At 57.3% G+C, this 14,988-nt stretch carries 15 protein-coding genes; 6 read left to right on the top strand and 9 right to left on the bottom strand.

Going from position 1 to position 14,988, the window contains the following annotated elements; all coding sequences use genetic code 11:
• Positions 1 to 249: 249 nt before the first annotated feature.
• The 3 genes from ACZ1JV_RS16380 to ACZ1JV_RS16370 all read left to right on the top strand — a co-directional run bounded on the left by ACZ1JV_RS16380 (position 250) and on the right by ACZ1JV_RS16370 (position 1,435).
• Positions 250 to 486, top strand: a complete 237-nt coding sequence (locus ACZ1JV_RS16380) for a hypothetical protein (RefSeq protein ID WP_054436085.1) — start codon at positions 250 to 252, stop codon at positions 484 to 486.
• Positions 483 to 752, top strand: a complete 270-nt coding sequence (locus ACZ1JV_RS16375) for an usg protein (RefSeq protein ID WP_054436086.1) — start codon at positions 483 to 485, stop codon at positions 750 to 752. Before ACZ1JV_RS16380 ends, ACZ1JV_RS16375 begins: the two co-directional genes overlap by 4 nt.
• A gap of 209 nt (positions 753 to 961) precedes the next feature.
• Positions 962 to 1,435, top strand: coding sequence for an Hsp20 family protein (locus ACZ1JV_RS16370; protein WP_465152391.1), 474 nt, complete (start codon positions 962 to 964; stop codon positions 1,433 to 1,435).
• A gap of 357 nt (positions 1,436 to 1,792) precedes the next feature.
• Here ACZ1JV_RS16370 and ACZ1JV_RS16365 read toward each other — a convergent pair whose 3' ends face one another.
• Together ACZ1JV_RS16365 and htpG are read right to left on the bottom strand one after the other, a co-directional pair.
• Positions 1,793 to 2,995: an IS256 family transposase gene (locus ACZ1JV_RS16365; RefSeq protein WP_465149753.1), complete on the bottom strand. Its 1,203-nt coding sequence runs from the start codon at positions 2,993 to 2,995 to the stop codon at positions 1,793 to 1,795.
• Between the two features lie 675 nt (positions 2,996 to 3,670).
• Complete coding sequence (htpG, locus tag ACZ1JV_RS16360) at positions 3,671 to 5,551, bottom strand: molecular chaperone HtpG (protein WP_465152390.1); 1,881 nt, start codon at positions 5,549 to 5,551, stop codon at positions 3,671 to 3,673.
• A 763-nt stretch (positions 5,552 to 6,314) separates the two neighbouring features.
• Here htpG and ACZ1JV_RS16355 point away from each other — a divergent pair.
• Both ACZ1JV_RS16355 and ACZ1JV_RS16350 read left to right on the top strand, forming a co-directional pair.
• A complete protein-coding gene (locus tag ACZ1JV_RS16355; RefSeq protein WP_465152389.1) occupies positions 6,315 to 6,821 on the top strand; it encodes a hypothetical protein in 507 nt (168 codons plus the stop codon).
• Between the two features lie 871 nt (positions 6,822 to 7,692).
• A complete protein-coding gene (locus ACZ1JV_RS16350) occupies positions 7,693 to 7,977 on the top strand; it encodes a hypothetical protein (RefSeq protein ID WP_465152388.1) in 285 nt (94 codons plus the stop codon).
• A 2-nt stretch (positions 7,978 to 7,979) separates the two neighbouring features.
• Here ACZ1JV_RS16350 and ACZ1JV_RS16345 read toward each other — a convergent pair whose 3' ends face one another.
• Positions 7,980 to 8,702, bottom strand: a complete 723-nt coding sequence (locus tag ACZ1JV_RS16345; RefSeq protein ID WP_465152387.1) for a Crp/Fnr family transcriptional regulator — start codon at positions 8,700 to 8,702, stop codon at positions 7,980 to 7,982.
• An 841-nt stretch (positions 8,703 to 9,543) separates the two neighbouring features.
• On the opposite strand from ACZ1JV_RS16345, the gene ACZ1JV_RS16340 reads away from it, so the two are divergent.
• Positions 9,544 to 9,954 (top strand): hypothetical protein, encoded by a 411-nt coding sequence (locus ACZ1JV_RS16340; protein WP_465152386.1) that lies wholly within the window; start codon positions 9,544 to 9,546, stop codon positions 9,952 to 9,954.
• Positions 9,955 to 10,412: 458 nt separating this feature from the next.
• On the opposite strand, the gene ACZ1JV_RS16335 is transcribed toward ACZ1JV_RS16340, so the two are convergent.
• The 6 genes from ACZ1JV_RS16335 to trbF form a co-directional block, all read right to left on the bottom strand.
• Positions 10,413 to 11,135: a YegP family protein gene (locus ACZ1JV_RS16335; protein ID WP_465152385.1), complete on the bottom strand. Its 723-nt coding sequence runs from the start codon at positions 11,133 to 11,135 to the stop codon at positions 10,413 to 10,415.
• 509 nt (positions 11,136 to 11,644) lie between these two features.
• Positions 11,645 to 11,902 (bottom strand): helix-turn-helix transcriptional regulator, encoded by a 258-nt coding sequence (locus ACZ1JV_RS16330; RefSeq protein ID WP_465152384.1) that lies wholly within the window; start codon positions 11,900 to 11,902, stop codon positions 11,645 to 11,647.
• A complete protein-coding gene (locus ACZ1JV_RS16325; protein ID WP_465152383.1) occupies positions 11,899 to 12,114 on the bottom strand; it encodes a DUF2274 domain-containing protein in 216 nt (71 codons plus the stop codon). Before ACZ1JV_RS16325 ends, ACZ1JV_RS16330 begins: the two co-directional genes overlap by 4 nt.
• Positions 12,111 to 13,382: a TraB/TrbI/VirB10 family type IV secretion system protein gene (locus tag ACZ1JV_RS16320; protein WP_465152382.1), complete on the bottom strand. Its 1,272-nt coding sequence runs from the start codon at positions 13,380 to 13,382 to the stop codon at positions 12,111 to 12,113. Before ACZ1JV_RS16320 ends, ACZ1JV_RS16325 begins: the two co-directional genes overlap by 4 nt.
• The gene (trbG, locus tag ACZ1JV_RS16315; protein WP_465152381.1) at positions 13,382 to 14,197 is read right to left on the bottom strand and encodes a P-type conjugative transfer protein TrbG; all 816 of its coding nucleotides are present in this window, start codon (positions 14,195 to 14,197) and stop codon (positions 13,382 to 13,384) included. Before trbG ends, ACZ1JV_RS16320 begins: the two co-directional genes overlap by 1 nt.
• Positions 14,194 to 14,985, bottom strand: a complete 792-nt coding sequence (gene trbF / locus ACZ1JV_RS16310) for a conjugal transfer protein TrbF (RefSeq protein WP_465152380.1) — start codon at positions 14,983 to 14,985, stop codon at positions 14,194 to 14,196. The genes trbG and trbF overlap by 4 nt, the downstream gene beginning before the upstream one ends.
• Positions 14,986 to 14,988: the final 3 nt, after the last annotated feature.

Here is a 14,988-nt window from a genome sequence, read left to right as displayed (position 1 = left end):
CAAGATGTGATGGGCCTATCGCTCTTCTGCGCGACAGGTGCGGGCAAATTATGAAAACCCCTTTTGCGCTTCAAGAGGGTGCCAAAAAAATTTTGGCAGTCCCGCCCAACGAGTGCCAAAAGCGCGCGTTCGAGCGGCATGCAGCCACTGCATTGGCATCTTGACGCGACTCAATGAACCACCAAAATATCTCGTGTGCGGCATCACCGCGCACTTGATCACCGCGACTCAAGGAAAGGAGAGACGGCCATGTCGCAGCCATTCTCGCGTTTTCTTCACCCCTTCGATGTTGCACATCACCCGAGCCTGGAGCCGGAAGTGAAGCGTGCCATACTCGCATCGTGGGCTTCCGATCGGTCCGCGGTCCGAAATGAGCCCGCCTTGCGCAAACCGCCCGGTGCGAAACGCGCCGTACCGATCGACGACATCCTTGCCGCAATGCGCGATCTTGAACGAGGCGAGAATCCGATCCGCTCGCGCCAATGATGGACCGCAGCTTTCTGGCGCAGTTGGAAGGTTACGGGCTGACGACTGCGGAAATTCATTTCTACCTTCCGGATGCGCCCTCGATCTTGCAACTGTTCATCTGGCAGGAATACGATCTTGCGCCTGATTTTCCGGTGCTGTTCGACTTTCTCGACCACTGGCGGCGCGAGATCGAGGGCGCTCTCCATTCAGTCAGAATCGCCCATGACCGTCTGATCCGACCGACCGAATGGCGGCCGGTGAACCATGTCCTGCGGCTGGAATGATATTCTGTCGCGCCAGGGATGAGACGCCGTTGCCGCCGATGCATCCCGTTCTGCAAAAAATCTTCGAGCCCCATCTTGAAGCGGAATTCGACTACATTAGCTAGCGATTGCCGGGCGCCGCGTTCGGGCCCGGTGGGTCATGGAGAACGCCGGCTCTTTTGCTACCGGCGTAGCTCATGCCCAGATCGCTCAACAGAGGATTTGGAAAAATGAGAACCAACTTTGACTTTACGCCTTATCAGCGCTCGACGGTCGGTTTTGACCGGTTGTTCAATCTGCTCGAAGCAGGCGCGCGTGAGGAGGACGGCTATCCGCCCTTCGATATTTTGAAGCTCGGCGAGGATAGCTACCGCATTACGCTCGCGGTCGCTGGGTTTAGACCCGAAGATATCGAACTGGTCGCTCAGCAGAACTTGCTCATTGTCACCGGCAAGCGCGCTGAAGACGACAGCAAATGCGAGTATCTGCATCGCGGCATTGCGGCGCGCTCTTTTGAGCGGCGGTTCCAGCTTGCTGATTTCGTCGAAGCCGGAAATGCCACATACGAAAATGGCCTGCTTTCCGTCGATCTAAAGCGTGTCGTGCCCGAGGCGATGAAGCCGCGGCGCATCGAGATCCGCGGCGGCGAGCCGGTCACTGCTCGACTTGGCGAGACGAAGGATCAGGTTAGCGAAGCTGCCTGACCCTGGTTGCTGGCCTGTCGGTGTCGCGTCTTTCCCAATTTCCTTAGCGGCGGCGACAGGCCAGAGTGCCACTCGCGACCGATCCCGCCACGCCAGGGCGCAACGGCTTCCATCGGGGGCAGCGAAGGACTTGCAGCTCTAATCCACCGAAACGGTGATCTCTGATACGGCAAAGGAGAAGCAGCCTGGACAACGGTGCAAAGGATTTGTGATGCGAGGGGAAGAGCCGACCGGGACGGCTCCGTATGCTTTTCCGAGGCTTTGCGCGACAGAGTGGAGACAAAGAGGATGATCGTGTCCCCAGAGGTGGTGTAGCTTTTCTGGACCACCTTGCTTTTCGGCTTCAGCCTGAGCCGATCATGAGCCAGGTACTGCCGACAGCATGACAATAGGATTGTCGCTGAGCGGGGCCATCGTTTCAAGCGTCATGTAACGTGCGCGCTGGACGGCCCATTCGTCGGACTGTTCCATGAGGATGGCTCCGACGAGACGGGTGATGGCGGCTTCGTTTGGGAAGATCCCAACGACCTCGGTCCGCCGTTTGATTTCGCCATTGAGGCGCTCGATGGGGTTTGTGCTGTGTAGTTTGGCGCGATGCTCGCGCGGGAATGTCATGTAGGCCAACACATCGGGCTCAGCGTCGTCCATCAGCGTGGCTAGCTTGGGCAGTTTGGGCCGCACTTGGTCGGCGATCGAGCGCCACTGCTGGCTCGCAGCTTCTGGGGTTTCCTGGGCGAAGGCGGTGGCGATGAACGCGGAGACCACGCGCCTGCCGCTCTTGCCGGCATGGGCGAGTGCATTGCGCATGAAGTGGACGCGGCAGCGCTGCCAGGTCGCGCACAGCAGCTTGGAGACCGCCGCCTTAATGCCTTCGTGCGCATCGGAGATGACCAGCTTGACGCCACGCAGTCCTCGGCGCGTCAGTTTGCGCAGGAAAGCGGTCCAGAACGGCTCGGCCTCGGAAGGACCGATATCCATACCTAGCACCTCGCGGCGGCCATCGCTGTTGACGCCCACCGCGACGATCACCGCCACCGAGACGATACGCCCGTTCTGCCGCACTTTCACGTAGGTGGCGTCAATCCATAGGTACGGCCAGTCGCCTTCGATTGGGCGTTCGAGGAAGGCACCGACTTTCTCGTCGAGTTCCTCGCAAAGCCGGCTGACCTGGCTTTTCGAGATCCCATCCATACCCAGCGCCTTCACCAGGTCATCTACCGAGCGGGTGGAGATGCCCTGGATATACGCTTCCTGGATCACCGCGGTCAGCGCCCGCTCGGCCATGCGACGGGGTTCGAGGAAGCCGGGGAAGTAGCTTCCCTTCCTGAGCTTGGGGATGCGCAGTTCGACCGTCCCTGCTCGCGTCTGCCAGTCGCGCTCGCGGTAGCCGTTGCGCTGGACCAGCCTCGCCGCAGATTTCTCGCCATGGCCGGCACCGGTCAGGTTGCCGACTTCCATCTCCATCAGCCGCTCGGCGGCAAACGAGATCATCTCGCGCAGAATATCTGCATCCGGGGTCTTCTCTACCAGCGAACGCAAGTGCATCATCGGATCGGTCATCGTGATTCCTTCCGTCAAGTTTGAGCTTCGCAACCCAAACCTACCCGAAAATCACGGTGACCACCTCAGCCTTCAGCTACACCACGTCCTGGGACACGATCAAGAGGATGAGACAGATTGATCCCTCGGACCTGACTCTCTATGCGCTGACGAGCACCGAACTCACGCGGTTCTCACGCGGCGTCGCCCTTGGGCTGCTCGAACCGCCATGTTCCGTGATCCGTCGATCCGACACCGAAATTAGCGTCAGATTTCGCTCCCATCGCGAAGCGGAACGAACGAGAAAGTACATTTCCTAGCACTCGGATTGCTCGGCACTGGTAGCGCAAAGCGGTGCGAATGATCAGTCGGCGGGCCGCGCACCTTGATCAGCCGATATTTGAGGTGGTTGGCCACCCTTATAGGCCGGAAGTCGGGCTTGTGGATCGCAATCCGCCGGCCGTTGGATTATCGGGACATGCAGAATCGTTATTATCGGCATGCGTGCGAGACGCGTTCCCTGGTGCCAGGGCGTCAATGGCCAATCGATCTGTCGTTCTATATACGACGAAGTTTTACGCGGCTGACGAAGACGCGGAAGTAACCTCGCGCAGCCACAGTACCCTCAGTCACCAAGCTTCTTGGTTGATGAGCGTGGCAAGACGGAGGGGAGCCAAGCGGCTCCCCTCGCTGGCCTTATAGAGATTTGGCCATCAAGCGCTCAAGCCGCTCCACGAATCCCCGCGGGTCGGCCGGTGCTTCGCCCTCGGCGATCCGGGCTTCGTCGAGGAGAAGAAACGAAAGGTCGCGCCGTTCATCGTTCGTGGCACTGCTCTGCGCCAGCTTCCCGATCAACGTGTGCCCGGCATTGACTTCCAGAACAGGCTTCGCCCGCTCCGGTGCACGGCCGGCGGACGCCAGCATCTTCTCGAGCTGGAGGTCCATCGCGTTGTCGGGGGCGACAATGCAAACCGCGCTCGTGGTCAGGCGGTCTGAAATCCGAACGTCGGAGACATGATCTGCCAGGGCTTCCTTTGCGAAATCAATGAACCCGGTCACATCCTCGGCGGCCTTGGCTGGCTCGCGACCTTCCGCCAGGGGAATGAGGCTGAGATCGGCCGCACCCTGTGTAACCGACTTGAACGGCTTGCCTTCGTATTCCGCGCCCATCGACGTCCAGAAGTTGTCGATCTGGTCGGGTAGCAGCAGTACTTCGATGCCGCGTGCCTTGAAACCCTCAAGCTGCGGGGAATCGGCGATCCGTTCGAGGTCGGTACCGGTCGCATAGTAGATTGCCGTCTGGTTTTCCTTCAGTGCGGAAACGTAATCCTTGAGCGAGCGCCACTCACTGTTCGAGATCGTGGTCTTGAAGCGGGTAAGGCCGAGCAGGGTCTCGCGCCGTGCAAAGTCTTCGTAGAGACCTTCCTTCAGCACGGCCCCGAAGTTTTCCCAGATCGCCGCAAAGCGTTCGGGCTCGGCGTCGGCGAGCTTCTCCAGCTCGGAAAGAACGCGGTTACTCACGCCCTTCTGGATTGCCGAAAGGACGGGGCTGTCCTGGATCATCTCGCGCGACATATTGAGCGGCAGGTCCGCGGAATCGACGAGGCCGCGCACGAAGCGCAGATAGCGCGGCAGGATCTCCGCCTCATCGGTGATGAACACGCGCCGGACGTAAAGCTTAATGCGCCCGCTGCGATCGGGATCGAACAGATCGAATGGCTTGCTCTCCGGAATGAAAGTCAGCACCGAATACTCATGCCGCCCCTCTGCCCGGTAATGGAGCGTCAGGGCGGGCTTATCGAACTGGCCCGCCACGCTGCGATAGAAGTCGGTGTAATCTTCCTCGCTGATGTCCGACTTCGGCTTGGTCCACAGCGCCAAGCCGTCCGCGAGTTGCCGAGCTTCCTCGTCGCTTCCGGCTTCCTCGATGAAAATGGGGACGGGTACATGGCCCGATTGGGCCTTGACGATCCGCTCGAGGTTGTAGCGCTCCGCATAGCTTTTCGCGTCATCAAGAAGATGGAGAGTGACTTTGGTCCCGCGGGCAGGTGCTTGCGCTGGATCTACGGGCGCAATTGTGTACGTGCCAAGTCCATCGGACGACCAGCTGGATGCATCACTTTCACCCGCTCGCCGCGACACGACGTCGACTTTGCCCGCCACCATGAACGCCGAATAGAAACCGACGCCGAACTGACCGATTAGCTGCTGGCCTTCTCCGTTCTTGTCCGCGGAGAGCCTGTCCATGAAAGCCTTGGTCCCGGAACGGGCGATGGTGCCGAGCGTTTCGCCCATATCGGCAGCGGTCATGCCGATGCCGTTGTCCGCCACGGTCAGCGTGCCGGCATCCTTGTCCAGTGTGATGGTGATTTTCGGCTGCGGATCGTCGCCTAAAAGCGACGGATCGCCAATCGCTTCATAGCGCAGCTTCTCGCACGCATCGGCGGCATTCGAGATCAGCTCGCGCAGGAATACGTCCCGGTCCGAATAGACCGAATGGACCATCATGTGCAGCAGCTTGGAGACATCCGCCTCGAAGGCGCGGGTTTCAGAGGCGATAGCGGAATCTGTCGTCATCGTATCCTTGGCTCGCATGGTTCAGATTTGCCCCGGTCAGATGGAAAGCCCCTGGGCTCTCGTCAAGGCGTTGAGCGTGATAAGGGTTTATGCGGGAGCCACCGTTCTAAGGCCGACTTGCAGGCGTGTTGGGACCTTGTGAGGGTCAGTCTAGGAGCACCGCCGTTGGGATTTCGATTCTGCGCACTGCCTGGGCCAAAACAGCTGATCTTCGACCCTGGTCTTGGCACCGCCAAAGTAGGCGATGTTCTCCAGATTCAAAGCGCCTCCGAGTGGCTGGGATGTTGGACTGTCCAGAACGACAGTTTCGAAGACGCGGAACGAGATAGCTGGCATTCGATCGGGTCGGCGTGCGGTTTCGTGACCGACCCTTCACGGACACGCAGCCGCCGATTTTCCGTTCCCAGTTGCCGCCCGTCCGCTTTCTCATCTTCCATGCTCAAGATTGGCCGGCCCTGCCCGACCGGTTGCGGATTAAAACGTAAGATAGCTGCCATTGCTGAGGTCGGGGAGCACAACCGTCTGAGCGGATGCGTGAGCAAATTTGCCCCCAACTCACTTTATGCCTTTGAAATTACGCGTTTATATGACTGATAAAACAGTCGACCGTGACGCAAATTCAAGAAGCTGGGAGACCGATATTAGATAATTGTTGTTGATTCATATTAATTTTCTGTAGCAGTTTATCATTCCCTCTATGAATCATTCTCGTAACCCGCGACTGACTTCGTGCACCTCGCGTGTGCAGCAATAGGGGGGGCGGATGGCGTTGAGTCCGTTAGAAAATCCAGAATCGCCGGAAAGATCAGAAGCTTTTACGGTCGGCGACGAGAACTGCATTTCGGCAGGGCTTTCCCAGCTCGGCGACAGACTCGCGGAGTTAGTTAAGGATTGGCAAGGATTTGTCGGCAAGCAGTGCAATCACGGTAAGCCAGCCAGTGATCTTGGCGGTATCGCAGAGAGAATTTACACGAGCAGACGGAAACGCGATCATATTATTTACGCCGGAATATTTGGCGAACCATCTTGGGATATCCTACTCGATCTCTTCATCTCGGAGTGCAAGGGGCGCCAAATTTCAGTTACGTCGGCTTGCATCGCGTCTGCTGTTCCATCTACGACGGCGTTGAGGTGGATAACCATCTTGCTGAATGCTGATCTTGTCGAGCGTAGAGACGACCCTGCGGATCGCAGGAAAGTTTACCTTCAGCTCTCAACAAAGGGCCGAAGTGCAATGGAACAATATCTCCGGAATTACGGAGAAACCTGATTTTTCTCAACCATGGGTCGCCACATTATACAACGTGACTGTCTCCGTGGTCAGCCGACAGCGTGACGCACCGCTCGATGCCTCCCAAAATGGCAATTGAATGCTGCCGTACGAGGTGGCCTCAAATCGGCTTGCGCGCCGCTGCGGCCGCAAAATGTCAAGAATTTCCAGAAATCACTGCGTATACCGGTTCAAATCCATCATTCAGAATTTTACCGCAGCGTCAGATTATTGACGGTGCCGGTCTGCACAGTGGATTCGTATCCCATATATCTTTAGGTCAATCAAAGCAAAGTACTGATATTTAGTGATTCACAATTTGGATATATACCGTTGAATTGATAAATGACATGTTTGCTTTATGTTAATGTATGTTATAAACATTTCGCTCCTGTCGCCATGAGGGCCTCCGCTTCGCACGGCTGAAGCTCCCCCCCCACGGAGCCTTTAAGACACAAGGGAGCGCACACCCCGGCCATTCCTTGAATGGCCGGGGTGTGCACATTTAGCCAACACTGTCCTTTAACGGAAACGCGAAGACGTGCGTTCTGGCGAGTATCCAACTCGTCTGCGCGAGATACTCGTTCAATTACAATATTGGAGATCGCATAGGTCAATCATGGCCCCCACTGGGTGAGGCCTCGCCGCCGCTTGAACTGGCCGGCATTTTGCTAACGTCCGCCCGCCAAAAGTAGCGTATTTTCAGGGCTACGGCCGTGCCGCCTTTGGAGATGATCAAATTTTATGCACAATTGTTAATATAGGTTGTGGGAATTTTTGAAAAAATTGGTAGGGTGAAGGATCGTCGGCCACTTCCATTCAGGCTCCGGCGGCTGAAGGACTTAGTGCTTTCGCCTGGCGGAGTGGAGTTGTGAGCGAAATTCCAGCAGCAAAGTCGGATGTGGCCGCTCACTGTAATGGTGTTAGCCAGAATGGTGTTGCCCACGCAGCAGTCTTGCTTGTGGAAAGCCTAATCCATGGCTTGATTGCCCGATCAGTCATTGACGTTGAGCAGGCAGTCGAAATTGTGGAAGTAGCGATCGACGCAGGCATTGAGATTTCGCTACAGCACGGGCAATCAGCTTACGAAGATTCTGAGGCGATCTTGCTTCTCAGGAAAATTTCGGACAGCCTTCGGCACGATTTACCGGCCTAGCGCTACGCCTTTTGGCGCAATCGTCTATGGAGGTAATTTTCGTCAAAGCCCGCAATCTCTACCAATTTGCCAGGATCCTCGATGCATAGACTGCCTCTCTCAAGTGACATTGCGCCGGCGAGACGCAATTCCTTGAGCACCCGATTGAGGTGAACTGGCGTCATTCCCAGCGAATCGGCCAACAAAACTTGTGACAGCGGAAGCGTGAGCTTAGGGTTTGGGGCAAGTCCAATATTACGAGCGCGTAGATATAGCTCACACATCAAATGTGCGACGCGCTCGATACTCGTCCGCCGGCCCATGCTTGTTATCCAAGCCCGCATCGTGCCCTCATCAACAAGCTGCGACAAGTACATCGCTCTGGCAATGTTTGGCCGCTCATCCATAAGTCTGTCCATGTGCTCGCGGTCAATGGTGGCCACCGAGGCGCGTTCGATCGTTTGGATACTGTGGTCCATGTGTGCAAGAAGCCCAACGTGAAGGTCGCAGGAGTCGCCAGGCATCAGAAATGCCAAGACCTGCCGTGCGCCATTCGGTAGAATCTTGTAACGAAACGCCCACCCCTCGAGCACGATGAACACGGGTCCGGGCCGGTCCCCTTCACGGATCAGATCTTTTTTCGCTGCGATACTCTGAGGGTGCGAAGTCGCTTCCTGGAGGAGATCGATATCCTCGTCATTGAGTGACGCAAATCCGCGTAGTTTGTCGATGAAGCGATTGTTCATCCGGCACAATCCCACATGGCATTCGAAATTCATATTGTTCAATATTATTGATTAAAGTTATAGATAAAACAACAGGAACGCTCTTCCCGCTTATCGCGGAGCGCGCGGATAGTAGGGGGAGAGCGGCCTATGTGCAGGCGTTCAATCGATAAAATCACCATGACCGCCAGATTCCGGCAGATACGAAATCAGAATGTTCAAGCATCTACTGCAGACCGGATGATCTGCGGCATGGGTGAAATAGGGTTTTTATTGTGATCTGACATCATTGATGTTTCTTGTTGATATTAGTCTACCAAATATCGTTGGACATAACCCGTGGCACGCCGCACAACCATCATCAAAGATGTGAATTGCAACCACTTCGATCGTCATGATCGTAAATCATATGATGCGCGAACCGTTTTTGTTAAGCGTTTCTAGCGGGAAGCGTTCGCGGTATCCAAATCGTCGACCTCGGACAGTTGCGATATTTTATCCATATAATACTGATTCAGACTTGCCTCCAAGCCAGTATACGCTCTTGCCTCTAGATAAATTAATATCGTGCAGGTTGAAGTATGTATAATCGACTGAATACACCGAAATTCAGTACAGTAAGTGTCGAGCGGCGTGAATGGGTGGGGCGAAGCCGGTTGGTGGCTTCGAAATAGGCCAGCGGGTTACCCAACCCTCTGCCCGCTGGTCTATTGTGGCTTCACAGTCAGATGGCGGCTTTCCTTGGCTAGGTACGTTGAACAGCCTGATGGCGGGCATCCAATGTGCAGAATTGCGACCTCGGCAAAATAGCGCTGCAGCCTGAAATCGAAGGGCTGCGAACAGTCCCACGAATACGTCATTTATGAAACTCATGATCCAAAGAAAATTCGGCATTTTCCTAGGTTGGATCGCTGAATTAACATTTGTGCACAATCAATTTCGGCATGGAGGGGCAATGCAATTTAAATTCACGCGCCGCGCACCGTGGCAAGTGGGAAGTCGGGGGTGGGGGTTCGGTCTCACAAGTAGCAATGGTTCAGGCTTGGTGTTGGTCGATTCTGAGGCGCTGACCATTGCTTGCACCTTGCGCCCGACCACTGGGCGGAAAGGCAGGCAATCGTTCACATTCTCGATCTTCGACAATCTTGATGCTGCTCTGCGAGAAGTCCGAAATCGTGATACGCGCGAAGGAGATTATGACTTCGTCATCAGCAAGGAGGATGTCCTCACGGGCGCAATGAAATGGGGATCATCATTCATTGATTGCCATTGAAACGTGATAGGCTTTCCGATTCTGTCACTTTGTAACGCATGAATCGAGCCGGCGATTTGGCTCTATGGTTTGGCCGCAGGACGGAGCTGTACTTGAATCACAACTCGTGTTGCCGGTTTGAGGATTTTGCAGTGATAGCAACGAGATCGAGAAAAGCGTTCGCCATCTAGGGGGCGCCGAGCATCCCCAGGGATGCAGCGATCAAAGTTTTAGCGCAGCTGAGGAACATCGAAACGACTGCACCTTGCGCATGGAGTGGAACATGATCCGAAGCAGGGCTTGGATTTATCAAGCGACGTCAGAAAATGTACGATAGTCATTTGTCATACATGGCCGTCTTGCGCCGGCTACGGAACATCGCCTGATCGCGTTAGGGTTCGCGCGTCGAACCGTGCCTTACAGGTGCTGGCTGCGGCGGCGTGCCCTTGCAAAACGATCAGGTTTGAGGTGCTAGAACTCTAATCGATGAGGATTTTGGCGCTTTGGCTTCGATCTTGCACAAACCGAACCGCCTTCAGGCAGTCTGCCTTCGTAAGAAATCCGTAGCCTCCTGCTATTAGTGCGCCAGTGCTGGCATGAAGCTGCCACTGCCAATCGCCACCCGCAAACTGGGTCGACGTCAGCATGACCATTTCTGCGCGGAAAATCTGAAAGTAAGCCGGCCTCAAGGGGGTGAGCGGAATGGTCAATGCACCACCTTCGTTCTCCCACTCTTGGCGTTGGGCCCTGTCCATCATGTCCTCATTTAGGCCAGAATTCCCTATGGTTTGGCTCTTCTTGGCAATGGAGGCAGAAATATGTCGGGCCTTTTGCGCCCTTCGAGCCGAAATCTGTTCCTCGATTGCTCCGAGGAAGTGTTCGCAGAAATGGGCGGTTGAGACGTAATCCTGCTCGTACACTCCAAGATCGTGCCCAGACCCGAACGTTGCGTTGAGCTGTTCGAAAATAATCGGATCATCGTCGGCGAGGTGACCGATCAGAGCCTGGAGGATGCGTTCGTGAGCGAGTACTCGCCGTTCCAGCGTCGTGACCTCGCGTGGTTTCGCATTGGCTCCGCCTTCCCCGAAATCCGACGGCATTGGTTCTTCCTGTGTGGGAGGATTTTGACGTTTCTCAGCTTCCTTCGCCGCCGAGGCAAACGCGGAAAAAGAACGTGATTTTCTAAACGGTCTGTGTGACATGAGCTTCACCGCTTGAGCGGGAGCAACAAACTCTCAGTCGCGCTTTGCTCGAAATGGGGAGGCAGCGATATCAATAAAGTGGTGTTGATTTTTCGAATTTCAATAAAATATTTTATTATTCTGCAATTTTCTGGGGGGATGTAATATTATTATGGCGTAGATTTAAAGACAATATCGCTAAAAATGAGCCATGCCATTGATTATACCGGTTGATCGGCTTTCCTCCTTTCGACGATTTCTCTCCCACTTTGACATTCGATTCGAATGGCCGCTGTAAGGATGATGGTCGACAGCGTTGAACGACGGGACTGCGGGCGATTGCGGGCGAAGCGATCCTGGCGAGATGTGCACTGTAGGCGTCAGCTTTCTTAAGCTTGGCTCCCCAAACCGGACCGAGCACAATGTCCCAATCGCAGTCGCTCAGATGCTCTGGAAACCAGCGGCGACAGGGAGATCATTCATCGACCACCGAATTTCCCTTAACCCCTCATACGCAACGTTCGACGCCTTCAGGGCTCGCCATCCCAGTACGACAGCGGATCATTGAGCCACCCTGTGATGGCGCTTTCGCGCCAACCCGTGCAACGGTCGGCGATGCGAACCTGACGTGGAAACGTGCCGGCCTGAATTTTCCTGTAGAGCGTCGAGCGAGTCAGACCCGTGCGTTCAAGCACAGCAGAAAGCCGTAGAATTCTTTCGGGATGGTTTGTGTTGCCCCCCTCCCCGTTGCTGACCTGGGCCAGCCTCGCAAACTCTAACCCGTTCAACTCCGACCTCTCAGCCGCTGAAAACCGCGGTCCGCATTGAGGAAAGCCATTAATATTGCAGGTATCAATTCCGGTATCTGAACCTCGTCCCCGTAGGCGGCCGCATAGACTTTCGCATACTGCTGCAAGCTGTGGTGAAGTTCGGGCGCGACCATGATCGCCAGTTTGACCGGCGTCTTGTCCGGCAACTTCGCCAGCTTGATTGTGCTCATCGGCCACCCTCCCCTTTCCAGGGCGCCAGCACCAAGTCCTGCCGCACCAAGAGTCGCACAGGCGCACCCGGTCGAATATCGATGGTTGGCTGAACATCGAGATTGCGCTGGGTGATCTGATCCCCCGCTCGAGACACGCTGGTCTGTGCGGACTCCCGGATCGCCTGCACCAGATCGCTCTCGCCGGTAATCGAGAGCTCGGTGCCGACGCCCAGAAGTGTTGCAAACGCCACGCCCTTGAGCAGCCGCCCGGTATGGTAATTCACCCGGTCCGAGAGCCCAGAGTAGCCTGACGGATCAGCCGCCGGCATGTTATCGAGCCGAACCGACTTGCCATCGGGCATCACAAGGCGCTGCCAGATGACCAGTGCCCGGCTCTGCCCATAGGCCACGACGCTGTCATACTTGCCAATCAGCCTTGACCCTTGCGGAATGAGCAGGGTCTGACCGCTCGCGCTGTCGAAGACGTTCTGCGTGACCTGCGCAATGACCATCCCTGGCACATCGGAATTCACGCCCGTGACGAGACTCGCCGCAATGACGCTGCCCGCCATCAGCATGTACGGGGAAGCTGGACCCGCGAGATTGTGCGGGTTCACATCACCGCGCTCGTCGAGCTTCTCCGCGAATTGGGTTTTGCGGTCCGCCGCCGAACTCGATGTTTCGCCATTCGCTGTCTGTCCAAGGCCGATTGAAGCCTCCGGCGCAGTCGTGGCGGCAACGGATGGTGTGCCAGCTGCTACGCCCGCGCCCTGAATGAGCAGCGAGGATTGCCTCGCTGCCTTGAGCTCCGCAGCCTGTCGTTGCTGAGCTTCGTCGACGCGCGAAGCGGCGATCGGAGCAATACCTGCGTCCGCCAACTGGCGCTGCTGCGCCTTCAGGATCGGTCGTCCAAGATCTCCGGGCAGCGGCGGGCCTAGCTTCCTCACATCCCCATAGCTCTTGGGGAGCCCGGCCAGCGCATCGTCTGAAGGCTTCCGATCCGGCTGGGACATCATGCTGTCTGCCACGACGTGCCCCATGATCCTCGGCTTCAGCGCAATCCACGCCACACCGACAATTGCGATCGCAGCCAGAACACTCCCGCCGATAATCACTTCCTTGCGGAAGCGGGTAACACGCGGCGTGCGGGCGCGGATTGCCAGCGTCTCGGGATCGAGCTTCGGCCCTGACGTCCGAACCTCTGCCGGCTCGGCCTGCATCTCCTGCGAGATCACTATGGGGCGCAAAACCTGTGCGGCATCGCCTGCTTCCAGATCCTCGCTCATCACCGCGCCCTCCCCTCGCCGCCTCGAGTGATGCGCACTATCTGTTGCTTCTTTGCCCCAAGCCGAAGCTCGGCGACGCTGAAGATGCGGTCGATCACATAGAAGCGCCCCTTCATGCGGTAGTTGACCAGCTCGGCCGCGCCATCAGCACCGATCAGAAAAAGCGGCGGCGCTTCATCGACGCCGATCGATTCTGGAAACTCGATAAAGGTCTGCCGGCCATCATCGAAAGCCCGCACCGGCCTCCAGGTCGGCGTATCGCCGGTAATCACGTAGCCAAAGTAGAGCTGGTCGACACCCAGGCCGGCGGCAATCGGCTTTGCCGCCTCCGCAGCAGCCTGCGCGGCCTTGATCGCGACGAGTTCATCGAGCGGATAATTCCACGACAGTGCAGACATTCCCGCGCTCGGCCGACTGGTCAGCAGCAGATGGTAGGTGCGCCGATCGGTAGTGATGACGAGGTTGGCAACGAGCCCGGTGCTGAACGGCTTCACCATGACATGCGTGCGCTTGTCCTCGCCGCTTCCGCTGGAGGTATCGCCGATCACCCAGCGCGCGGTGTCACCGGCCGCAACCGCGACAAGCCCCTCACCCGGCTGCAGCGCGATGTCAGTGATCATGCCGGGCTGGGTATAGGCGTGGTACACAGTGCCATCGGACCAGAGATAGACCTGCCGGGCATTGACCCAGGCATTCGGCGATGGCTCGACGCTGGAGCGGCTCATGCCGCTGGTCGGCAGCTTCGCCCGCGCCGGCAAATCCGCCGGATGAACGCCCACGGCAAAGGCAGCCGCAGCCAGTAGCGAAGTCTTCATGGCAGTACCTCCTTGGTTTGGTCGGGATCGGGAAGTGCGGGCGCCTCTGACGCGGCCTCGTTCGCCGCTGGACTTGCTGGTAGAACTGCAGTGGTCGGTGCGGACGTTTCGAGTTCCCGGCTCCAGTCGATGGCATCGACATAGATGCCCAGCGGGTTCTTCCGCAGCGTCTCACTATCGCGCGGCGCCTGCTGGACGACGGTCAGGATCGCGGTCCAGTGGCTGGTGCCGGCCGCGCTGCCGCGCTCGAAAAGACTCTCGATCCATTTGACCTGAAAGCTTTTGTCCGAAGCCCGGACAACGCTGGTCACCTGGACCGAGACCGTGCGCTCGCCGAGCCCTGTCAGCGCGCCGGACGCCCGCGCGTATTCGCTGAGAAAGCGGCTGCCGCGCTGCGTCGAGAAGTCGTAGGCCTCGAGCCAGCCATCGCGCATGATTACCGGATCGAGCGAAATCCCCCGGACATGACCGATGAACTTGGAGAGAGCCCAGGCGATCTGCGGATCGGTCGGCTGATAGCTGGCTTCCGCCTCGCTGACCGCACGGGGTTCACCGAGCCGGTCGACTGCAACGACGTAAGGCACCACCCGGCTCTGAAGCGACTGCCAGATGAGGCCGCCCGCCATCCCACAGCACAGGCCGAGGCAACCGAAGGCCAAGATCCGCCAATTGCGCGCTTGGACGCGGGCGGAGCCGATCCGATCGTCCCAAAGCTGCGCGGCCCGCTGGAAGGGCGTTTCGGGAAGCGGGGTTCGCCCATAGAGCTGGACGCTGCGTTTGAAGCGCATGGG

Source organism: Novosphingobium sp. BL-S-19 (assembly GCF_055521675.1).
The sequence above is the reverse complement of the archived record's forward strand: the minus strand, read 5'-3'. Positions and strand labels throughout refer to the sequence as shown.